Source organism: Rhizobium sp. Root1334, from assembly GCF_001426665.1.
Lineage (GTDB): Bacteria > Pseudomonadota > Alphaproteobacteria > Rhizobiales > Rhizobiaceae > Pararhizobium.
Genome location: NZ_LMEY01000030.1, coordinates 117,697 through 139,164 on the forward strand (window position 1 = coordinate 117,697; position 21,468 = coordinate 139,164).

The window sequence follows — 21,468 nt, forward strand, 5'->3', positions numbered from 1 at the left end:
CCCTCAGCACGGGTTGACCGGCGGCAGGCCGGCGATATAGCGGCGCACCTCTTCGGCCGCCATCTCGGCGGCATAGGTGACGGTGCGTACCGAAGCCCCGGCAATATGCGGTGTCAGCGTTACGTTCGGCAGTTGCAAGAGCGGCCAGTCCTCCGGCACCGGCTCGACGGCGAACGTTTCGAGCATTGCAGACCCGAGCGGGCCATTCACCAAGGCCTCGTACAGGGCATCATAATCGCAAAGCGGCCCACGCGCCGTATTCACGAAGATCGCTCCCGGCTTCATCTTCGCAAAGCTCTCGGCATTCATCATATGCCGTGTCTCTTCCGACACCCGCGAATGCAGCGTCACGACATCGGAGCGTGACAACAGATCGTCGAAACTGACATGCTCGACACCCGCGTTGCGGTCATCGGCCGAGAGTTGGACATAGGGATCATAGACCACAACCTTGGTTCCAAACGCCCGCAGCAGCCGCACCACCTTGGTGCCGATATTGCCGTAGCCGACGACACCAACCGTCATTTCGGAAAGTTCGCGGCCGGTCTTGTCGGCGCGGTAAAGCTCTCCGCGCCATTCCCCCTTGCGCAGGGACTCGTGACCGGAGCGGATCAGCCGGGTTTCGGCAAGGATGGCGCCGAGTGTAAATTCGGCAACCGCACTGGCATTGCGGCCGGGCGTGTTGACCACCAGAACCTTGGCGTCCCGCGCGGCGCTCATGTCGATATTGACCGGTCCACCGCGCGACACTGCGATGAACTTCAGGCCAGGAAGCTGGGAAAACATGCCGCGGGAAAACGGCGCCAACTGAGTGATGACCATCTCAGCGTCACCAACGAACTCGACGATGTCGTCGGCCTTGCCGACATATTCCTTCAGGCCGTCCATGCCCTCGACGGCATAGCCGTGCTCCATCGGCTCATCCGGCCAGGGCTGTTCGAGAAGCCGGATATCATGCCCGTCGCCACAAGCTTCCACGACTTTGTCGCGAAAGACCGTTGGCAGCATGAACCGGTCTCCAATGATGGCGATTTTCTTCATTTCAGTCTTTCCTGTTCAGTTGCCGGGGCGGTGCCGTGGGAAAGGGCGTGCCAGACCGGACGAAGGGACAGGCGCGATTGCCTGTAGAGTGGAAACGCCGCGTTGAAACGCGCCGCCATGGCTGTGTCGGCCGGTTCCGCCGGCCGCTGATAGGGGGTGACCCATTGCTTGACGCAGTCTTCCATCGAGCCGTAGATGCCGAGCGAAACGGCGGCGATCATCGCCGTGCCGGCAGCGCCCGCCTCTTCGCGCTCGCTGGTCTGCACCGATGAGCCGAGCGCGCCGCCGAGAATGCGCCGCAAGGATGCGCTGCGCGCCGCGCCGCCGGTCAGCCGCACCCGCGACGGCAGCGGTCCCATCTCGACGTAGCAATCACGCGACGCCATCGCGAGACCGTTGAAGACGGCACGGACCATGTCGGCAAAGCCGTGGTTCAGATCGAGCCCGATGAAAGACGCCCGCGCCGAGGCATCGACAAACGGACCGCGCTCGCCTGCCTCGGAAATATAGGGATGGAACAGCAGCGAGGTTTCCTTGGATTCCGACAGCCAGCCTTCGACATGACCGAGCAGTTCGGCCTTGCTCTTGTCGATACCCATGCCCTTGAGCACGCTGCCCGCAAGCGACAGTATCCAGTCGATGTTCAGTGTCGCCGCCATGTTCGACTGCATCTGCGCATAATGGCCCTCAATCGGCAGGCACATCGTGTAACCGGTCAGATCCCTGTTGAGCTGGACATCATCGGCGCTCTTTGCCAGCCGCATATGCATGCCGGTCGAACCGATGATGGAGCAACCGGTATCGGTTCCCGGTTCGTAGAGACCGGCGCCGAGCGACGTGCAGACGACATCGACGTAACCGAGCACGACGGGCGTTCCGGCCAGAAGCCCGGTCAAAGCTGCCGCGGCGTCGCCTAAAGCATGCTGTGTCACCGCACCATCGACGATCTCCGGCAGCAGGTAGCGTTGTTTGCGCAGGTCGAGAAAGTCTATGACATCCTCGGAATACTGCCGGGTACGGAAATCTCCGAAGGTAAAGTTGGCCTCGGAAGGATCGGTCGCGCGCTTTCCGGTCAGCTTGAAATAGAGCCAGTCCTTGCAATGAAACCCTGTTGTCGCGCCATAGATCATCTCCGGTGCGTTTTCCAGAATCCACCGAAGCTGCGAGCCCATCTGGCAGGCGGCAAGACCTGAACCGGTATGGGAAAAGCGGGCGGCATCACCCCTGTCCTGCCGCAGCCGCTCCACCGTATCGCCGGCGCGGGCATCAAGCCAAAGCCAGCCCTTGCCGACAGGGTCGCCGTTCTTGTCGATCAGCCAAGTGCCATCGCCTTGGCCCGTCACCGATATCGCCGCAACCCGGCTGGCAAGATTTTCGACCTTGCCAGCGAGATCGGCAAGCGTCTTTGCAGTATCAGCCCAGGTCCGGTCGAGGTCCTGCACAACGCCCTTACCGCCTTCGCTTTCATAGCTGTTGGCGATGGCGCAAGCCGCGATCTGCTTGCCGCCAAGATCGAAAGCGACGGACTTAATGACGGAGGTTCCCGCATCGATCCCGATCAGGATATCGCGCATCAGGCAAGCTCCTGCCCATGGCTGATCGCCTTGCCGCTATCGCCGTCGAACACATGCAGGCTCGATGGGTCAAGGCGGATACCGACATTCTCGCCGATCGCCAGGTTCGTCCGGTCATGCTCGACCAGCACCATCGTGCCGCCGGCAAAATCAGTGGCGATATGCGTCTGGTCCCCAAGCCACTGGTTGACCGCCACTTTCGCGCCGACCCCGCCCTCACTGCGGCGAACCGCATAGGGCCGGATGCCAAGCACGACCTTGCTGCGCTTCATCAGTTCGGCCCGCACTTCATGGGAAAAGTCAGACGCCTTGTAATCGAGCTTGACACCGTCGTTGAGGCCGAAAGAGACCGTATCGCCAGACCCTGAAATCCCCGCAGAAAATACGTTCATCGGCGGTTCGCCAACGAAAGTGCCGGTAAACAGGTTGGCCGGACGCTCCTTGATCATCTGCGGCGTATCGAATTGCTGGAGTACGCCACCCTCCATGACGGCGATCCGGTCGGCCAGCGCATTGGCTTCCGTCTGGTCGTGGGTGACGAGAATAGCGGTCAGTCCGCGTTCCTTGATGAAATGTTTGATACGGCCGCGCAAAAGTGCGCGCAACTGCGGCTCCAGCTGCCCCATCGGCTCATCGAGCAGATGCAGGTCGGCATCCCGGATCAGCGCCCGGCCGAGCGATGCACGCTGCTGCTGGCCGCCCGAGATCGAGCTTGGATAGCGGCCCATGATATCCTCGATCTCCAGCAACTTGGCGATACTGGCGACCTTCTCATCGACGACACTCTGCGACAGCCTAGAGGCCTTCAGCGCGAAGGCAATGTTTTCACGCACGGTCAGCGGCGGGTAGAGCGAGTAGCCCTCGAACGCCATGGCGACGTTGCGCTTGACGGGAGCGAAGGTCTGAACCTCGCGTCCCTTCATCGAAATCGTGCCGCGCGACACGGCTTCGAAACCAGCGACCATGCGCAATGTCGAGGTCTTTCCACAGCCGGACGAGCCGAGAAGCGCGATGATCTCTCCCTTTTTCACGTCCATGTTCAGCTGTTTGACAGCATGGACGCCATGATCGATCGGGCCATAGAACTTGTCGACGCCCTTGATGAACAGTGCGGTCTCGCTCATGCCGCTTCTCCATTGCGTGTCATCGGGGTTGCGGCGGAACGGATCAGCCCGCCACTCTCCTTGTCGAACAGGAAGGCCGCCCGTCCGTTGACGGCGATATGGGCGGGGCCGGAGACCGGGCCGGGCGTCCCCGCCGGGCGCGACACCAGGATTTCCCGGCCACGTGCGGTCAGGACCAGCGTTACCGTCTTTTCATTGAGCGGCGTTTCGGCTTCCACCGTCACCGGAATAGCCCCCGGCGCACCAGCATCCGTAAAGGCTATGGCTTCGGGCCGAAGGCCGATGACGCAGGCTCTTCCGGCAACGTCCGCCGGCATGCCGGGCAAAACCACCTTCACGTTCGAAAGCTCGACATGGATACCCTCCGGTCCGGCTTTCGGCGTTACATCCAGGAGGTTGATGGTCGGATCGCCGAACAGTCGGGCGATCTCGATATCGGCCGGTGTATTGTAGATATCCTCCGGCGTGCCGATCTGGCGGATACGGCCCTGTGACATGACCGCGATGCGGTCGCCGAGCGCCATGGCCTCCTTGTAATCCTGCGTCACGTAGACAACCGTGGCACCCTGCGCGGCCAGCAGTCGTGGCAATTCCAAACGCATCTCGAAACGCAGCTTGGCGTCGACATTGCGCAAGGGATCATCCAGCAACAGCAGCGGCGGCGAACCTGCCAGCGCGCGGGCCAGCGCCGTGCGCTGTTTCTGTCCATTCGACAGCGCCTTTGGATGATGGGACAGCACGTGGTCGATCTTGAGCAGCTTGGCGACCTTATGCACGCCCGCCGAGATGGCGTCCTTCGTCGAATTCGTCGCCGTCAGCGGGCTGGCAATATTGTCGAAGGCACTCATATGTGGAAACAGCGCGAAATTCTGGAAGGCCATGCCGATGCCGCGATGCTCGGCATCGATATCGGAGACATCCTCGCCGCCGATCAGGATCTGCCCCTCTTCAGGATCGATCACACCGGCAACCAGCCGGAGCAGCACCGTCTTGCCCGCACCCGATGGGCCAAACAGCACCAGCGTTTCGCCATCGGCCACATCCAGCGACAGGTTGTCGAGGACCGTGTTGGTCTTGTAGCGCTTGACGATGTTTTTAAGCTGAAGTGTTGTCATGATTTATCCCTTCACCGCGCCAAGCGACAGGCCTTCGACAAGATAGCGCTGGGCGTAGAGTGCAAGTGCAAGTGTCGGCGTCACCGACAGCACGATGGCCGAGGCAATCTGGCCGTATTGGATGCCGGAAGACGTGACGAAGGCAAGCGCGCCCACGGTCACCGGCTGCTTGTCAGCCGAGGCCAGCACCAGCGCGAAGACAAAATTGTTCCAGGCGAAGATGAAGGCCAACAGACCGGCAGCCGCAATCCCCGGTCCTGCCAGCGGCAGGGCGATCTTGCGAAAGGTGGCAAACCACGAATGCCCTGCGATCCGGTAGGCATATTCGACGTCGGCCGAGATATCCTCGAAATAGCCGCGGACGATCCACAGGATGAGCGGTAGGCAGATCAGCTGGTAAACCCAGATCAGTCCGAAATAGGTGTCCGATAGCCCGAGCCACTGGAAATACTGGGTCAGCGGCAGGAGCACGAGCAGCGGCGGTGCGAACCGGAAGGACAAAAGCGTGAAAGCAATGTCTTCCGAGCCCTTGAACTTGTGGCGGGCAAAGGCATAGGCGGCCGGCACGCCAAGGACGAGCGCCAGGGCGACCGAGGTCACCGAGAGGAAGATCGAGTTGCCGAGATTGCGCATGAAGGCGATGTCGAGCGTGCCGGCTGCCGTCGTCAGCTTGCCGGTGATTAGTGCCGCATAGTTCGACAGCGTCGGCGTGAAGATCACCGATGGCGGGATCGCCAGGATCGTCTCGTTGGTCTGGAACGACATCAGGAAGATCCAGAAGATCGGGAACATGAAGAAGATGACGACGAGCGAGAGCGCGATCAGCCGCAGGGTCTTTTCGAGCGTGGATGTGGTTTCCATGGTTTTCCCCTCACGCTTCGCCGCGGGCGCGTTCGCGCAGCCGCAGCCAGTTCTTGATGAAGATATTGGAGAGCAGGTAGGTGATCGCCCAGAGGATGACCATCAGCGCCGCGGAGCGCCCGACATTGGTCGACTGGAAGAAGTTGAGATAGGCTTCCACCTGGAAAACGGTCAGCGTATTGCCTGGCCCCCCTTGCGTCATCGCGTAGATGATATCGAACTGCTGGATACTGTCGAGCAGACGGAACAACGTGGCCGTCAGGATATAGGGCGTCAGCATCGGTAGCGTAATGCGGAAGAACACGAAGGTCCGTGGCACGCCATCCAGGGCTGCCGCCTCGAACGGCTGGGTCGGCAGCGAGCGCAGGCCCGCCAGCAAAAGGATCATGATGAAGGGTGTATAGACCCAGATATCGACGAGAACGACGGTCAACAGCGCCGTGCTCGGGGAAGATGCCCAGCGGAAATCATGCAGGCCGATCAGGCTGGCGAGGTAGCTGAGGATGCCGAAGCTCGGGTTGGTCATCAGCTTCCACATCAGCGCGGCCAGCGCTGGCGCGATCATCAATGGCAGAAGCAGCATGATCGAGATGAAGTTGTTGACCGTCGAGCGGCGCTGCAGAAGAAGCGCAATACCGAGACCGAGCAACAACTCCAGCGTCACCGTGATCCCGGCATAAAGCAGCGAGACTTTCAGCGTGTTCCAGAAGGCCGGATCGGTAAAAAAGTTGAGATAGTTTTCACCCCAGTTGAACTGCCGCGCCCAGGGCTGGCTGAGCCGGTAGCGCTGGAAGGAATAAATCACGGCCGTGATGAAGGGGATCAGGATGCCGATGCAGACGAGCAGGGCAGGCAGGCTCAGCACATAAGGCAGCATCTTCCGGCTGATGCGGAAACCTGAAGCCGGTTTGCGGAGGGTTGCTGTTGAAGCCATGTCGAGCTCCGTTCTTTGTCTTTGAAGAAAGCGCGCGGCACGCGGTTTGTCCCGCGCCAGTCCATCGGCATCTCACGTTGTCTCAAGGCGGCTGTCAGCCGGTGTGCGGGTGCCCGGCGCTCTATTGAGCGCCGGGCTCTGCTTGGGAGGCAGATCAGCCGAGACCGGCTTCCTTCAGCTGGCGATCGATGCTCTCGACCAGCTGGTCGAGACCTTCGTCGACAGGAACTTCCTTGGCGACCATCTTCTGCAATGTCGCCGCCCATTCGGTGGTGACATCGAAGAACAATGGCTGCGGGGTGAACTTGATCGAAGCGCCGGCCGCCGATGCGTCGAACATGTCGACATAACCCGGATACTTGTTCAGCTTGGTCCGGAAGGCTTCGTCCTTCCAGACCGACTGGCGGACCGGATCGACAAAATCCATCTTGGTGGCGCCGAAGATCGCATGCTCCGGACCGGTCGCCCATTGCAGGAAGTACCAGGTGGCGTCCTTGTCCTTGGAGAAATTGGACATGGCAAGCGACCAGATCCAGATGTTTGGCGTCGAGGCCGTCGCATCCGGGTTGGCGGTGAAGGCGGCATAAGACAGCTGTCCGGCCATCTTGTTGTCGCCGCCGTTCATGAAGTAGCCCAGGCAATCGGCGTCGAAAATCATCGCCGAGGCACCGGCGCCGAGATCGGTACCGACCTGATACCAGGTATAGGTCGACCAATCCTTCGGGCCGCTTTCCTGGATCATCTGCACCCATTTGGCGTGGAAGGCCTTGGAGCCTGCCGTTCCCATCGCTGCCGACAGCTTGCCGTCGGTGACGTTCAGGTCCTTCTCGTTGAAGTTCGAGTAGGCGGACAGGAAGCCCGGATGGATCGTCGCCCAGGAGCGCGAGCCACGCACGCCGATACCGTAGATACCGCCGACATCCTTCTGCAACTTGGCCGCCACGGAAATCATGTCATCGAGGTTCTTCGGCACGGAAACACCGGCCTTGTCGAACATCGACTTGTTATAGGTGATGTTGTTCTGCTCGAACGCCCACGGAATGCACCACTGCTTAGCGTCGTCCGAACCCAGCGCGCCGCCGGGCTGGCCGTTCCAGGCGCAGGAATTCTTCACGCCCGGCAGGAAGTCGTCCCAGGCGTAGTTTGGGTTGGTCTTTTCCGGATCGTTGATCCATTCCTTGAGGTCGGTGATCCAGCCGGCCGGACCATAGGTCCAGGTCATGTAGGCGCCGGTCATGAACGCATCATATTCGGTGGAGCCGGATGACAGGGCAGCGGTCACCTTGTCGAAATAGACGTCTTCCGGAAACACGTCATACTTGACGTCGATGCCGGTCAGGTCCTTGAACGACTGCAGGTTGGCAATCATCGCATCGGCATAGGGATGCTTGTTCAAAAGCAGCTTTACGGTCTTGCCGGAATGTTTCTTCCAGTCGAAATCGGCAGCCATTGCCCTGGTGGACATCATGTTGAGCAGCGTGCCCGCCGCACCAGCCGTAACGCCCATGGCGCCGAGGCCCTTCAGCATTCCGCGGCGGTCCACCTCTCCACGCAGGAATGCACTGATCAGGTCTTTCTCTTTCTCATGCATTGGTCTTCTCCTCCTTCACGGGCAAAACATGCTCAATCCATTGAGCCGTACCGGCTTACCCGACCGGTATTTCCTCCAGATCGCAGCGCGTGCACCCCGCGGCACGGTGCCGGACGGGATGCAGCTGCGAAAGGCTTGAACCGAACCACTCCCCGGATCAGTCGCAAGCCGTCACTCCCTATGCGGGACAGCGCCGTTTCAGGCGGCATCCTCCATCAATGTCTGCGCCGTCTTCTCGTCGGTGATCAGCCCGCTCAGAAACCGGCTTTCCAGCACGGCACGAATGGCGCGCGCCTTCACCTTGCCGCCGGCAACAGCGACCGTACGGCGGTTTTTCAGGTCCTCACGGCTCAGCGTGAATGTGCGGTTCGATAGCGACGTCTCGATCGGCTGGCCCCTGTCGTCGAAGAAATGGCCAAGCAATTCGCCGGCACCACCACCATTCTTGATTTCCTCGATCTCGCTCTTTTCGATCATGCCGGTGGAGACCAGCGATGCTTCGCGCTCGACCGTGCCGATGCCAACCAGCAAAAGGTCGGCGCTGCTGGCAAGATCGAACACTTCGCGCACGCCGCGCTGATTGAACAGAACATCGCGATCCTCGACGGTATTGGCAAAGAACGGCACCGGCATCACATAGGCCTCCGCCCCCGTGCGCTCGGCCAGCCGGTGGATAACGTCATGGGGATTGGCGGAAAACCGGCGGGTCAGGCCACCGAGCAGCGAGACGAAGCGGACGTCGTGATTGGTGGTGCGCGGCAGATATTCGACGCAAGCGGCCAGTGTGCGGCCATGCCCCATGCCGATCAGCACCGGTCCCTCTTTCTCGATCTCCCGCTTGAGGAACTGCGCACCGGAGATACCGAGCGCTTTCAGCGGCAGGTCCTCCGGATCGAAATCAGGAACGACTTCACAATAGTCGAGGCCATAACGCGCCGACAGTTTCTGCTCCAGTTCAACGCATTCGGAGACTTCGCCGTCGATATAGACCTTCACCAGACCTTCCTGGTTGGCCTTGGTGATCAGACGATGGGCTTTCAGCGATGTCAGACCGAGGCGCTTGGCAACTTCGGACTGGGTCAATCCACCGGCATAGTGCAGCCATGCTGCACGCGTCGCCATGCTTGACTCATCGTCCTTGAAGGAGCCACCGCCCTGAACCATACCCCGCCTCCCGTTCCTGCTATTTTTTTCACTAGGTGATATTTTTATCTGTTGATGAAAGAATTTTCACGCAATGAAAAATTTGTCAAGCACGTTCGATGCGGCGGCGCACCAATTCGATATGCACCTGCAGCCTTAAAGAGCGTGACTGTGGACAAACGCAAAGCGCGCCCGGTTGCCCGGACGCGCTGGAAAAAAGAGAGGCGTGGAAGACTAGGCTTACGCCTCGGTCTTTTTCATCAGCCGGGCTTGCAGTACCACAACGACGAGAAGGAAAGAGCCGCGGATAACGGACTGCCAGTAGGCCGAGAGCGAAATCCAGCCGAGACCGTTTTCAAAATTGAGGACGTTGAACACCATGGCGAGCAGCAGTGCCCCCGCCAGCGTCGCGCCGACCGAACCGGAGCCGCCGGTCAGCAACGTACCGCCGACCACGACAGAAGCAATAGCAAACAGTTCCCAGCCCACGCCCTCTGTCGGCTGCCCCGCGCCGAACTGCGAGGCAAGGATAACCCCGGCAAGACCGGCAAGCAGACCGGACAGCGCATAGACGGCAAAAAGCGTTTTTTCGACCTTTAATCCCATCAGATTGGCCGTCGCCTCACCATCACCGATCGCCAGCACATGCCGCCCGGCAGGATGCCGCTCCAGAAAGACCCAGCCGAGCACATAGGCGAGCGCGGCAATCCAGGCAGGAATCGGAAATCCGAGAAAATCGTCCTGCCCGATCATCGTGAATCCGGTGTCATAGGACACCGAAACAGACTGGTTGTTGGCCAGCAGCAACGCTGTCCCGTAGGCAGCCAGCATCATTGCCAGCGTTGCGATAAACGGCTGGATCCGCATCCGGGTGATGATCAGGCCATTGATTGCGCCAGCAATCAGCCCGGCAACCATACCGCCGGCCAATCCCGGAAACCATCCATACGGCGACAGATAGGCGGCAACCACGCTCGCCATCGCCGCCACGCCGCCGACCGAAAGGTCGATGCCGCCGGTGATGATGACAAAGGCCATGCCGAGCGCGATCAGCGCGAACATCGAATTGTAGCGCAGGAAACTCAGGATGTTGAACGGCGAGATGAAATTGTCATAGCGCAGCGCGCCGAACAGGATCAGGCCCGCCAGCGCCAGAAGCACGCCGAGGCGGGCGAAGTCGCCGGAGGATTTGGCCATGAAGGGCCGCGAGAGGGTTTTCAGCATGGAGGTCATATCCGTTATGCCTTGGCACGTTGCTGGATGAAGACGGCGACGACGATCAGGCCTGCCTTGACGATCAATGCCGCCGCATCCGGCACGCCGTTGGCAAGAAGCGTATAGCGCACCAGCTGGATGACGAAGGCGCCCAACACCGTGCCGACGATATTGGCCCGGCCGCCCGTCAGCAGCGAGCCGCCAACGGCAACCGCGGCGATGGCATCAAGCTCCATCCCGAGCCCAACCAGATTGGCGTCGCTCGCCGAATTGCGGGCAACGACGATCAGCCCGGCAACACCGGCGAGAGCACCACTGACAATGTAGACAAAGGTTTTGACCCGCCGCACCGGAATACCTGTCAGCCGCGCCGCCTTCTCGTTACCACCGACGGCGATGATCTGGCGGCCGATGACCGTGTAGCGGATCAGGCAATGAGCGAGCACCGCGACAATGATCATGATGATCACCTGCGCCGGAATACCGGCGATACGGCCCATGGCGATGAACTGGAAATCCGGGTTCTTGAAAACCTGCAGATTGCCGTTGGTGGCGACCTGGGCAATTCCCCGCCCCGCAATGAACAAGACAAGTGTGGCAATGATCGGCTGGATCGAAAACCGCGTCACCAGCACCCCGTTGAACCAGCCAAATGCCATGACCAGCAGAACCGGGAGGATGAACGAGAGAAGAATGAGAATGCCCATGTTCTCGATCGGCAGCACCTTGCCCATGAAGATCATCGGTGCAACTGTACCCGCAATCGCCATGAGAGACCCGACCGACAAATCGATGCCACCGGTGGCGATCACCAATGTCATCCCAACGGCGACGATGACGATGGTTGCCACCTGCGTCAGGTTGACGTTGAGCGTCTGCCAGGAAAGGAAGTTCGGCGTGACGATCAGGTTGAACAGCACGAGCAGGATGAAGGCTGCAAATGTGCCGTAACGGCTGAGAAACTGCGCCATATTGGGGCGGGCGGCACGCTCTCCTGGAGCGGATGTATCGATCGTCGTCATGTCAGTTCACCTGATGGGCCATGGCGGAAAGCAGCGCCGTCTCACTGAGTTCGTTCCGGTTCAACACCGCAACCGAGCGGCCGTCGCTGAGCACCGTGACACGGTCTGCGGCCGCCAGAAGCTCCTCCAGCTCCGAGGAGATCATCAGCACGCTCAGGCCTTCGTCGGCTAGGCTGCGCAAGAGCTTCAGGATTTCCGCCTTGGCACCGATATCGATGCCGCGCGTCGGCTCGTCGATGATCAGAATGCGCGGATCGGTGCAGAGCCAGCGGGCAAGCAGCACCTTCTGCTGGTTGCCGCCCGACAGCTCCTTGATCGGCTGATCAGGGGAAGCGCATTTGACGCCCAATGCCTTGATGTACCGCGTGACAATCTCCTGCTGACGGGCACGGTCGACAATGCCGGCCTTCTTCAGCTTCGGCAGCAGCGCCAGCGTCATGTTCTCGCGAATGCTCATGTCCGGGATGATGCCGTCGATCTTACGATCCTCTGACACCAGCCCGATCCCGTCGGCAATGGCATCGGCCGGCTCGGAATAGCGGCGCTCCTTGCCATCAATCCGGATCGCGCCCTTTTCCATCCGGTCGACCCCGAAGATGATCCGCGCCGTTTCCGTGCGGCCAGAACCGAGAAGACCGGCCAGACCGGAAATTTCACCTTCGCGCACACTCATGCTGACATCGCGGACCCGCACGCCGGACCCGGCACTTTCAACAGAGAGCCGCACCGGTTTCATCTCGCCGTCATCGCTATCGCGTGCAATCGCTTGAAAGGCCGCCAGTTCCTTGCCGAGCATATGGCGGACAAGTTCCATTTTCGGCATATCTGCCATGGCGCTATGCGCCACCGTCTGGCCATCGCGCATGATGGTGACGCAATCGCAGATTTCATAGAGTTCATCCAGCCGGTGGCCGATAAACAGAACGGAGACGCCGTTCCTCTTCAGCGTCCGGATCGTTTCGAACAGAATAGCGACCTCACGCTCGTCAAGGGACGATGTCGGCTCATCCATGATCACCAGCCGGGCCTTCTGCGTCACGGCACGGGCAATCGCAATCATCTGCCGGGTGGCGGCGCTGAAATGTCCGACGGGAAGATCGACATCGATATCAAGATTGAAAGTCTTGAGCACGGAGGCTGCCCCCTCGCGCATCGCCCGCCGGTCAAGCAGCCCGAGGCCCGTTCTCGGTTCACGTGCCAGATAGATATTCTCGGCGACTGAACGCTGCGGCGCCAGATTGATTTCCTGATAGATCGTCGCGATGCCTCGCGCCTGGCTGGCGCCGGGCGTTGCGAAAACGACGTCCTCACCCTCGAAGCGGATCAGTCCGGTATCGCGCTGATAGGCTCCGGTCAAAATCTTGATCAGCGTCGATTTTCCAGCGCCGTTCTGGCCGACCAGCGCCATGACCTCGCCCGCGGCGATTTCAAGCGAGGCTGATCGCAGGGCGGGCACGCCGGAAAACGCCTTGGAAATATCCTGCATGGACAGCAGCATGTTTCCTCCATCCTCAATAAGCAGACATGAAAAGCCGGCCGGAATGGCGATGCCACCCCGGCCGGAAGCGACAGTCTTGGGAGATCAGTAAGCGCTCGACAGTTCGGCCGATGCATTGGATGCATCGTAGAACTTGTCTGTGTTGATGACCCATGGCTCGATCTTATCACCAGCGGCGTAACGCGTCATCGTTTCAAAAGCCTTTGGCCCGAAACGCGGATTGCACTCGACCACGGCATTGATCTTGCCATCGACCACCGCCTGAACGGCTTCCTTGCCACCGTCGATGGACAAGACGAGGATATCCTTGCCCGGCACCTTGCCGGCAGCTTCGATGGCTGCAATGGCTCCAATCGCCATTTCGTCATTGTGCGCATAGACAATGTCTGCATCCGGATGTGCCTGCAGCAGAGCCTCGGCAACCTGACGGCCCTTGTCACGGGCAAAGTCACCGGTCTGCGATGCGACAATCGTAAAACCGCCGGCAGCGGTGATGGCTTCGTCAAAGCCCTTCTTGCGATCGTTGGCCGGCGATGAACCGGTGGTGCCTTCCAGCTCGATGATCTTCGACTTGCCGTTGGCGTTCTTGGCCAGCCACTCGGCTACACGCTTGCCTTCGTCGATGAAGTCGGAACCGATGAAGGTGACATAATCTTCACCTGCCTTGGCAAGCGACTGATCGACGTTGCGGTCGAGCAGGATGACCGGAATGCCGGCTTTCTTCGCAGCCATGACGGCCGGGATCAGCGGCTTTTCTTCGCGCGGGGCAAGGAAGATCACGTCGACACCCTGGGCGATCATCGAGTTGACGTCGGCCACCTGCTTGGCAGCAGACCCGGCAGCGTCTGTATAGACCAGCTGGTAGCCCATCTTCTGGGCTTCCGCCTTCATGCTTTCGGTCTGGGCAATGCGCCAGGGATTGTTGGATTCGGTCTGCGCGAAGCCGACCTTATAGGTATCTTTCTTGGCCAGAGCCGGCAGCTCCGCGTAAGCGACGGTGCCGGCAAGCGCGATGGCGCCCATGGCTGTTGCGGCAGCCAGGAACGTGCGGCGTGAAATCATGGACATCGGTATTTTCTCCTCCGAAATTTACCGGTACTCCTCTACCGGGCAGTGAGCATTTTCCGCTTCACATACGTAAATCTTGCGCTAATAATATTATCAGTCAAGCGCTAATTTATTAGCATGCGCACAAAAAATAATTCTGCATCGCAGCAGAAACCGGGATGGAAGCGAGACAGGACGATGGCACGAGGAAACGGGCGGAACAGCGCTTCCAACAAGCAGGGAGAGACAGGCCGGCCAACCATGACGGACGTGGCGAGGATTGCCGGCGTGTCACAATCCAGCGTCTCACTTGTGCTCAACGAGATGTCCGGCGCCCGCATTTCAGCCGAGACCCAGATGCGGGTGCGCGAGGCAGCTCATAAAATTGGTTATAAATTACCAATGACGCGAAACGAGGTTGATACCGTCCCGCATGTGGAAAAGGACACCATCGCCTTCATCGTCGACGAGATTTCCACCAGCCCGCATCCCGTCGTCAGCCTCGACGGTATCCGTGACTATGCATTCGAACAGGGGCTGCTGGTCTCTGCCCATGCCACCCGCTCCAATCCCGACCTGCAGGATGCCGTTCTGCGCTCGGTCCTGCGTGACCGCTCCATCGCCGGCGTCATCTACGCGACGATCTTCACCCGCAAGGTCACCGTGCCGCCGCAGCTGAAGGGCATCCCGACGGTGCTGCTCAATTGCTATTCGGAACCGCGCCAGCATATGGCAATCGTGCCCGGAGAAGTCGCCGGCGGCTTTACCGCAACCGCGCATCTGACCAGTCTTGGCCACAAACGCATCGGCTTCATCAATGGCGAGCCCTGGATGGATGCCGCCATGGATCGCCTCAAGGGCTACAAGCAGGCGCTTGCCACCGCCGATATCGCCTTTGACGAAACGCTGGTGCGCGACGGCGACTGGTTGCCCTTACGCGGCTACGAGGCAGGACTTGACCTGCTCTCGATGCCCAATCCCCCATCCGCCATCCTCTGCGGCAACGACCTGATGGCGATCGGCGTCATGGAGGCGGCCGCCGAAAAAGGGTTACGCGTGCCGGAGGACCTGTCCGTCATGGGCTATGACGACCAGGAACTGGCCCGTTACACCCACCCGCCCCTCTCCACGCTTGTGCTGCCCAACTACGAGATGGGCCAGAAGGCCGCCGAAATCCTTATCGACATGGCAATCCACGGCAAGCAGCCACGGCCGATGACAATCAAGGTCGATGGCCCGCTGGTGCGCCGCGGCACGACAGGGAAACCGGCATAGCCTGGCGTTTTCGCAGAAACGCCTTCATTTCCCGCTCAATCTCGTGTTGAAGAAGATCAGCACACGATGGAGACGGGCAAGGCATGCAAGTGACGAAATCCTGGAAGCGCCGGCTGCGCAAGTGGCGCAATCGCATGGCAAAACGCCTGCTCGCCACCCGCATCGGCCGCGAAATGCTCGTCAACGCAGTGAGCCCGAAAATCCTGTCGATGACGGCAGATTGCGGCGACCATCTGATGACCTTCTCCCCACACGACTACATTGGCCGGAAGATCTACCGCAAGGGCCATTTCCAGCGCGAAAATGTCGTGCGGCTCCTCAGCGTCCTGCGGCAAAGGGCCTTGCTGCAACCGGAAAAGGTTCTGCTCGAACTCGGCGGCAATATCGGTACGCAGACGGTCTATTTCGCATTGAGCAAAGCCTTCCGCCACATTGTTACGGTGGAGCCAGACCCGCGCAACTTCAAACTTCTCCGTACCAATATCGACCAGAACAATCTCCATGAAGAGATTACGGCGATCAATGTCGCTGCCGGAGAAAGCGAAGGCACGCTCGATTTCTTCATGCACAGGGATAACCACGGCAAGAGCAGTGCGCTTCGTCAAAGTGAGCGGGACATCCAGATCAAGGTTCCCGTAAAACCGGTTACCGCCATGCTGACAGAGGCAGGCGTTGCGCCTGACGATATCGGCCTTATCTGGATGGATATCGAGGGTTACGAGCCGGTTGCAAGCCGGTCCATGCAGCCGCTTCTTGCCAGGCGCGTGCCATTCTATATGGAATTTTCGCCGGTCTTCTACGGACCGGCGGGATCACAGGCATTCGTCAATTATCTGGCAGGCTTCTATGAAAATTGCATCGTTTTCTATGAAGACAGCCAGGTGGACATGAAGGTCAAAGCCCTGCCCATCGGCAAGGATCAGTTCGACGTTTTGCTCCTGCCCTGAGCAACCCGTCCGCCAGATAGACGGGCAGCGGCAGCCAGATTAGCGCTTCCGGTAGAAATAGGTCCGGCCCGGATCGGCACCGGCAGGCAGTGGCAGCGGCTCAAGTTCAGGATGATCAAGCGGCAACCCGCTTGCGGCCACGCCACCGGTTTTCAGCGCGGCGGCGATCGACTGCGGCAGCCAAGTCAAGGTCTTGGCATCCTTTTCCCGATACGCCGTGCCGATATCGGCATGTGCGAACGCGATGCCCTTTCCGGAAAACTGGGCGATCGTCTCCTTGATGTCGCCAAGGATAAGGTCCGCTTCCGGCGGTGTCGAATCCGGATGCGACCCGACGGCGCGGTCGAAAACGATGATCCGGTTGTCCGGAAACAGTTCGCGGATATGGTCGTAGGTCCGGCCGTTGCCAAGGCCGATTTCAAGAATCACGCCATCTGGCGCGACCATCGAAGCCTCCTTGATATGGTTGAGAACAGCGCGCTGCGAGTGCATGCGGGAGATAAAACCATCAAGACGACTCATCTATTTCCATCCATCCATTCAAATCATGCCAGTCGCCTCGCTTAACACGAGTGCCCGCGCCTGGTCGACCATGAGAGCGGGAAAATATCGGTAAACTCAACCAGACGCTCGTGGGTCGGTTTCCCGTGTGATTTCCCGGTTCCTCCTTATCAAACGACATCGCCTGCCCTTGGCGAATATGTTAGCCTTCAAACATGAGCCAGCTTTCCAGCGAAACATTCTTCAGCGCGCTGCCGGTCTTCGTCGAATTCGAAGGCGTCGCCAACAGCGACAACTACCGGGCACTGCCCGCTGACTGGGCGCTGGCAACGGCCGACATCGTCGATTCCACCGGTGCGATCGAGGCGGGCCGCTACAAGGCCGTCAACATGGCGGGAGCCAGCGTCATCTCCGCGATTCTCAATGCGCTGGGCAATAACGACCTTCCCTTCGTCTTTGGCGGCGATGGCGCCATGGTCGCCGTGCCGCCGTCCGGCGTAGAGAAGGCACGCGATGCGCTCTCGGCAGTGCAAGGCTGGGTCGGCGAGGAATTGCAACTGACGCTGCGCGCAGCACTGGTGCCCGTAGCCGACGTCATCGCAGCGGGCCTTGCCGTTCGTGTCGCCCGGTTCCAGGTGAACCCCGATGTGTCCTACGCGATGTTTGCCGGTGGCGGTTCAAGCTGGGCGGAAGCGCGGATGAAGGAAGGCCTGTTTGCCGTGCCACCTGCACCGTCAGGCGCACGGCCGGACCTGACCGGCCTTTCTTGCCGATGGAACCCGATACAATCCCGGCATGGCGAAATCGTCTCCATCATCGCAATTCCTGCCGGATCGGACAACCTAACCGCCTTCCAGGCTCTGGTGGCCGACATCGTTGCGCTGGCCGCAGGCGAAGAACGGGATGGCCATCCGGTCGCAGCCGAAGGCCCGCAGATCGGACTGTCGATGGCGGGGCTGGCTGCGGAAACGAAAACAGCTCCGAAGGGAAAACGCTTCACCCACAGGCTGTTCATTTTGGCGCAATATCTCCTGATCGTCGGCCTTTATCGGCTTGGCCTGACACTTGGCCGTTTCGACCCAAGGGCATACCGGCAGGATGTTGCCCGCAATACCGATTTCCGCAAGTTCGACGATGGCCTGAAGATGACCATCGATGTTGATGCGGAACGGTTTCGCCTGATCGAGGCGCGGCTTGAGCAAGCCGCACGCGCCGGTATCTGCCGCTTCGGCCTGCACCGGCAGGATTCGGCGCTGATGACCTGTATCGTACCGACACCGCTCAGCCGCGACCACATGCACTTCATCGATGGTGCAGCTGGCGGTTATGCCATGGCCGCCAGCCGGCTGAAGAAGCATATGCCGGCCCCTTCCCCTATCGCGGCGGTGCGGCCAGCTATGCCTTGAGAATATTGGCGCCTTCGATCCCTCTGCGGGCAAAGGCGTTGCGCGTGTCGACGATCAACGGCGACCAGCGGGCAATCGCTGCATAGTCGACCGCATCATGATCAGTCGCGATCAGAACCGCATCAAACCCCTTGACCGATTGCTCGTCCAGCGACACCGATGTCCGCCCCTTCAACGCCATGTATTCGCGTGTCTTTGGAATCTCGGTGACATGCGGATCGTGATAGGCGGCATTTCCGCCCCGTTCCTCGATCAATTCGATCAGCTTCAATGATGGGCTTTCGCGGATATCCGGCACGTTCTTCTTGTAGGCAAGACCGATCACCAGCACCTTCGACCGGCTGAGCGCCTTGCCGCAATGGATATCCAGTGCCTCGGCAAGCCGCCCGACGACATGCTTTGGCATGGCCGAATTGATTTCGCCGGCAAGCTCGATGAAACGCGTTGGCAATTCGTATTCGCGCGATTTCCAGGTGAGATAAAAAGGATCGATCGGAATGCAGTGCCCCCCGAGCCCCGGGCCGGGATAGAACGGCATGTAGCCGAAAGGCTTGGTCTTGGCCGCGTCGATCACTTCCCAGATGTCGATGCCCATCGCCTCGTAGACGACCTTCAACTCGTTGACGAGGGCAATGTTGACCGCGCGAAAAATGTTCTCGGTCAGCTTGACTGCCTCGGCTGTCGCGGGAGACGACACCGGCACGACCGTGTGGACGACGGCGCCGTAAAAAGCCTTCATCAGCTCCGCGGCCGCCTCGCCGTCACCGGCCACGACCTTCGGGATGCTTGACGTGTGGAAATCGCGATTGCCCGGATCCTCGCGCTCCGGCGAGAAACCAAGGAAGAACTCCTGCGCCGATTTGAGACCAGTCTTTTCCAGGATCGGCCTCACCACCTCGTCCGTGGTGCCGGGATAAGTCGTCGATTCCAGAACGATCAGCTGGCCGGGCTTCAGTGTCTCGGCAATGCGATCACACGTACGGGTGATGAAAGACAGATCCGGATCGCGATGTTTCGTCAAGGGCGTTGGAACGCAGATGACGATGACGTCGCAGCCGGACAGCTGGCTGAAATCGGTCGTTGCCCGGAACCTCCCCTCCCCGGTTTCCGTTGCCAGGACAGCATCCGGAACCGCATCGATATAGGATCGTCCTGCATCGATCGCGACGATCTTCTGCGGGTCGATATCAAAGCCTGTGACAGAAAAGCCGTTTCGGGCAGCGGTGATCGCCAGCGGCAGGCCGACATAGCCAAGCCCGATCACACCCGCACGGGCGCTACGGTCTGCGATCTTCGAAAGGAGGGCCTCGCTCACGGAAGAATGGACGGTCAAATGCGTGTTCTCGACTGATCGTGGCGCACTGAAGCGCCTTTGCGGATGGGGGTCAGTTGAGGATAAATTGGCCCGAAGTCAAGAACCGCACCGGTTTCACCTGTTAGCGCGGCCGGAACAATTATCCAATTTTTGTCGGGCTGGAATCTGGTTTTGCCATTTTCGCCACTTATATGGGGAGGGTGCAAACGCCTGATCTATCGCGACGCAGACCGGACTTCGGGCGGCGCCGGGATTTCGTTGAGAAAGCGATACGCCGCCCAATGAATATTCACAGAACCACTGTTTCCACTCACCTGCTGGACCGCGTATCGAACTGGTTGCAACAGGCCGCCCTCAATGGTGAAACGCTCGAAACGGTCGTTACGGGCTTTTGCGAAAGGCTGGCCGCCTCCGGCCTGCCGCTCAACCGCGTCCACTTGAGCTTTTCGATGCTGCATCCGCTCTACGACGCGCTCGGGTTCACCTGGTTGCGCGGTCAGGGCGTCACAGTCGAAGGTTATCGCGCCGACCCGTCCGATGAGAAGCCGGACCGGTTTCTGCTCAGCCCCTATTATTATCTCCTGAGCAACAATCTCGAACATATGCGCCGCCAGATCGACCTCACGGGTCCGTCCGAGTTTCCGATATTCGACGAGTTGAAAGAGATGGGCGTCACCGACTATATCGCCTTCGTCCAGTCTTTCGGCGAAACCTCCGGCCAGGGCATGATCGGCTCCTGGTCGACCGATGCCCACGGCGGTTTCAGCGACAATGTCATCGAGGCACTACTGCGTATCCAGAACAATCTGGCCGTCGCCGCCAAGATGGCCGTTCTCGGCAAGCTCGCCGACAATATGCTGACCACCTATCTCGGCGCCAATGCCGGCAAACGCGTGCTCTCCGGTCAGACCCGGCGCGGCGATGGCGAGACCATCCGCGCAGCCTTGGTGATGGCCGACATGCGTCAATCGACCGTGCTCGCCGAAAAGGAGGGGCGGCAAGTCTATATCGACACGCTCAACCAGTTCTTCGATGCGATCGCCACCCCGTTCAGCCGCAATGGCGGTGAAATCCTCAGTTTTGTCGGGGATGGTTTTCTTGCCGTCTATCCCTGCGGCCGCCATCGCGAACCATCGCAGGTCGCAGCCCTTGCCGCGATGGCTGCCGTGCGTCAGGCAGCAGCGCATATGGGCGAACTCAATGCCGGCCGCCTAAGGCAGAGCCTCCCGGAGGTCCGATACGGCATCGGGCTGCATGTCGGCAATGTCATGTTCGGCAATGTCGGCCTCAACGACCGCCTAACCTTTTCCGCCTTCGGCGCTGCCGTCAACGAAGTGGAGCGACTGCAGGGGCTCACGAAGAAGTATGCCCAGCCGATCGTGGCCAGCCAATCTTTCGCAACCTATTGCGGCGGCGACTGGGTGACGCTTGGCCAGGAAAAGCTGCGCGGCGTTGGCCAGAAGGTCACCGTGCTGCTGCCGGGGCAGGACAATATGAAGCTCGACGATGGCGAAGCCATCCGCAACAATGCAATGGAGACGCGATCCGAGGCAGAGCAGGTCATGCTGCTCTACCGTAACAGCAAGAAACCGCAGCCGCGAGACCTGCTCTGGAACAAGCTGCTGCAGTAAAGATCAGCGCTTGATTGGCGGGATAGAGAGCAGAAGCATCCCGCTCGAATGATTGACATTTCCCCACCGCGCCGGTCAACCGCCGCTGCGAGTATATCCGTGCGCACTTTACCAGCCGAAGGTCATGGACACGTCAATTTCCGTGGGATAGTCTCCTTTTTTGAGGAACCGGGTTAAAGCCCGGAAGCGCGCTCCGCAAGATCGCGGGCCGCCGTGAAACAAGGACAC

Annotated in this window: 18 protein-coding genes; 4 read left to right on the forward strand and 14 right to left on the reverse strand. The window is 60.0% G+C overall.

Annotated features, from left to right (window positions below):
- Positions 1–3: 3 nt before the first annotated feature.
- The 12 genes from ASD36_RS27815 to ASD36_RS27870 all read right to left on the reverse strand — a co-directional run bounded on the left by ASD36_RS27815 (position 4) and on the right by ASD36_RS27870 (position 14,186).
- Positions 4–1,041: a 2-hydroxyacid dehydrogenase gene (locus tag ASD36_RS27815; protein ID WP_060505978.1), complete on the reverse strand. Its 1,038-nt coding sequence runs from the start codon at positions 1,039–1,041 to the stop codon at positions 4–6.
- Positions 1,038–2,615 (reverse strand): FGGY-family carbohydrate kinase, encoded by a 1,578-nt coding sequence (locus tag ASD36_RS27820; RefSeq protein WP_060505979.1) that lies wholly within the window; start codon positions 2,613–2,615, stop codon positions 1,038–1,040. The genes ASD36_RS27815 and ASD36_RS27820 overlap by 4 nt, the downstream gene beginning before the upstream one ends.
- Positions 2,615–3,739: an ABC transporter ATP-binding protein gene (locus ASD36_RS27825; protein WP_060505980.1), complete on the reverse strand. Its 1,125-nt coding sequence runs from the start codon at positions 3,737–3,739 to the stop codon at positions 2,615–2,617. Before ASD36_RS27825 ends, ASD36_RS27820 begins: the two co-directional genes overlap by 1 nt.
- Positions 3,736–4,854, reverse strand: coding sequence for an ABC transporter ATP-binding protein (locus ASD36_RS27830; protein ID WP_060505981.1), 1,119 nt, complete (start codon positions 4,852–4,854; stop codon positions 3,736–3,738). Before ASD36_RS27830 ends, ASD36_RS27825 begins: the two co-directional genes overlap by 4 nt.
- 3 nt (positions 4,855–4,857) lie before the next feature.
- Entirely contained in the window at positions 4,858–5,715 is an 858-nt protein-coding gene (locus tag ASD36_RS27835; protein WP_060505982.1) for a carbohydrate ABC transporter permease, read from the reverse strand.
- 10 nt (positions 5,716–5,725) lie between these two features.
- A complete protein-coding gene (locus ASD36_RS27840) occupies positions 5,726–6,649 on the reverse strand; it encodes a sugar ABC transporter permease (RefSeq protein WP_060505983.1) in 924 nt (307 codons plus the stop codon).
- A gap of 154 nt (positions 6,650–6,803) precedes the next feature.
- A complete protein-coding gene (locus ASD36_RS27845) occupies positions 6,804–8,240 on the reverse strand; it encodes an extracellular solute-binding protein (protein WP_060505984.1) in 1,437 nt (478 codons plus the stop codon).
- A 198-nt stretch (positions 8,241–8,438) separates the two neighbouring features.
- On the reverse strand, positions 8,439–9,404 hold the full coding sequence (locus ASD36_RS27850) for a sugar-binding transcriptional regulator (RefSeq protein WP_060505985.1): 966 nt from the start codon (positions 9,402–9,404) through the stop codon (positions 8,439–8,441).
- Positions 9,405–9,623: 219 nt separating this feature from the next.
- Positions 9,624–10,616: an ABC transporter permease gene (locus ASD36_RS27855; RefSeq protein WP_060505986.1), complete on the reverse strand. Its 993-nt coding sequence runs from the start codon at positions 10,614–10,616 to the stop codon at positions 9,624–9,626.
- 5 nt (positions 10,617–10,621) lie between these two features.
- Positions 10,622–11,569: an ABC transporter permease gene (locus tag ASD36_RS27860; protein WP_244482335.1), complete on the reverse strand. Its 948-nt coding sequence runs from the start codon at positions 11,567–11,569 to the stop codon at positions 10,622–10,624.
- Positions 11,570–11,621: 52 nt separating this feature from the next.
- Positions 11,622–13,118 carry a sugar ABC transporter ATP-binding protein gene (locus tag ASD36_RS27865; protein ID WP_060505988.1) on the reverse strand — a complete coding sequence of 499 codons (1,497 nt, stop codon included), beginning with the start codon at positions 13,116–13,118 and terminating at the stop codon, positions 11,622–11,624.
- 84 nt (positions 13,119–13,202) lie between these two features.
- On the reverse strand, positions 13,203–14,186 hold the full coding sequence (locus ASD36_RS27870) for an ABC transporter substrate-binding protein (protein ID WP_060505989.1): 984 nt from the start codon (positions 14,184–14,186) through the stop codon (positions 13,203–13,205).
- Positions 14,187–14,363: 177 nt separating this feature from the next.
- On the opposite strand from ASD36_RS27870, the gene ASD36_RS27875 reads away from it, so the two are divergent.
- Positions 14,364–15,440: a LacI family DNA-binding transcriptional regulator gene (locus tag ASD36_RS27875; protein ID WP_060505990.1), complete on the forward strand. Its 1,077-nt coding sequence runs from the start codon at positions 14,364–14,366 to the stop codon at positions 15,438–15,440.
- 83 nt (positions 15,441–15,523) lie between these two features.
- Entirely contained in the window at positions 15,524–16,387 is an 864-nt protein-coding gene (locus ASD36_RS27880) for an FkbM family methyltransferase (RefSeq protein ID WP_060505991.1), read from the forward strand.
- A 39-nt stretch (positions 16,388–16,426) separates the two neighbouring features.
- On the opposite strand, the gene ASD36_RS27885 is transcribed toward ASD36_RS27880, so the two are convergent.
- Positions 16,427–16,909, reverse strand: coding sequence for a class I SAM-dependent methyltransferase (locus tag ASD36_RS27885; protein ID WP_060505992.1), 483 nt, complete (start codon positions 16,907–16,909; stop codon positions 16,427–16,429).
- Between the two features lie 194 nt (positions 16,910–17,103).
- Here ASD36_RS27885 and ASD36_RS27890 point away from each other — a divergent pair, with 194 nt between their 5' ends.
- Complete coding sequence (locus tag ASD36_RS27890) at positions 17,104–18,294, forward strand: DUF3095 domain-containing protein (RefSeq protein ID WP_060505993.1); 1,191 nt, start codon at positions 17,104–17,106, stop codon at positions 18,292–18,294.
- Here ASD36_RS27890 and ASD36_RS27895 read toward each other — a convergent pair.
- Positions 18,284–19,627, reverse strand: coding sequence for a nucleotide sugar dehydrogenase (locus tag ASD36_RS27895; protein ID WP_060512039.1), 1,344 nt, complete (start codon positions 19,625–19,627; stop codon positions 18,284–18,286). The genes ASD36_RS27890 and ASD36_RS27895 overlap by 11 nt on opposite strands.
- A 263-nt stretch (positions 19,628–19,890) precedes the next feature.
- On the opposite strand from ASD36_RS27895, the gene ASD36_RS27900 reads away from it, so the two are divergent.
- A complete protein-coding gene (locus tag ASD36_RS27900) occupies positions 19,891–21,240 on the forward strand; it encodes an adenylate/guanylate cyclase domain-containing protein (protein ID WP_060505995.1) in 1,350 nt (449 codons plus the stop codon).
- Positions 21,241–21,468: the final 228 nt, after the last annotated feature.

Coding starts and splice junctions, on each gene's coding strand:
- ASD36_RS27830 (WP_060505981.1), bottom strand. CDS start 4,854: ATGACAACACTTCAGCTTAAAAACATCGTCAAGCGCTACAAGACCAAC.
- ASD36_RS27835 (WP_060505982.1), bottom strand. CDS start 5,715: ATGGAAACCACATCCACGCTCGAAAAGACCCTGCGGCTGATCGCGCTC.
- ASD36_RS27850 (WP_060505985.1), bottom strand. CDS start 9,404: ATGGTTCAGGGCGGTGGCTCCTTCAAGGACGATGAGTCAAGCATGGCG.
- ASD36_RS27840 (WP_060505983.1), bottom strand. CDS start 6,649: ATGGCTTCAACAGCAACCCTCCGCAAACCGGCTTCAGGTTTCCGCATC.
- ASD36_RS27865 (WP_060505988.1), bottom strand. CDS start 13,118: ATGCTGCTGTCCATGCAGGATATTTCCAAGGCGTTTTCCGGCGTGCCC.
- ASD36_RS27885 (WP_060505992.1), bottom strand. CDS start 16,909: ATGAGTCGTCTTGATGGTTTTATCTCCCGCATGCACTCGCAGCGCGCT.
- ASD36_RS27900 (WP_060505995.1), top strand. CDS start 19,891: ATGAATATTCACAGAACCACTGTTTCCACTCACCTGCTGGACCGCGTA.
- ASD36_RS27860 (WP_244482335.1), bottom strand. CDS start 11,569: ATGGCGCAGTTTCTCAGCCGTTACGGCACATTTGCAGCCTTCATCCTG.
- ASD36_RS27855 (WP_060505986.1), bottom strand. CDS start 10,616: ATGACCTCCATGCTGAAAACCCTCTCGCGGCCCTTCATGGCCAAATCC.
- ASD36_RS27890 (WP_060505993.1), top strand. CDS start 17,104: ATGAGCCAGCTTTCCAGCGAAACATTCTTCAGCGCGCTGCCGGTCTTC.
- ASD36_RS27820 (WP_060505979.1), bottom strand. CDS start 2,615: ATGCGCGATATCCTGATCGGGATCGATGCGGGAACCTCCGTCATTAAG.
- ASD36_RS27880 (WP_060505991.1), top strand. CDS start 15,524: ATGCAAGTGACGAAATCCTGGAAGCGCCGGCTGCGCAAGTGGCGCAAT.
- ASD36_RS27845 (WP_060505984.1), bottom strand. CDS start 8,240: ATGCATGAGAAAGAGAAAGACCTGATCAGTGCATTCCTGCGTGGAGAG.
- ASD36_RS27875 (WP_060505990.1), top strand. CDS start 14,364: ATGGCACGAGGAAACGGGCGGAACAGCGCTTCCAACAAGCAGGGAGAG.
- ASD36_RS27825 (WP_060505980.1), bottom strand. CDS start 3,739: ATGAGCGAGACCGCACTGTTCATCAAGGGCGTCGACAAGTTCTATGGC.
- ASD36_RS27870 (WP_060505989.1), bottom strand. CDS start 14,186: ATGTCCATGATTTCACGCCGCACGTTCCTGGCTGCCGCAACAGCCATG.
- ASD36_RS27815 (WP_060505978.1), bottom strand. CDS start 1,041: ATGAAGAAAATCGCCATCATTGGAGACCGGTTCATGCTGCCAACGGTC.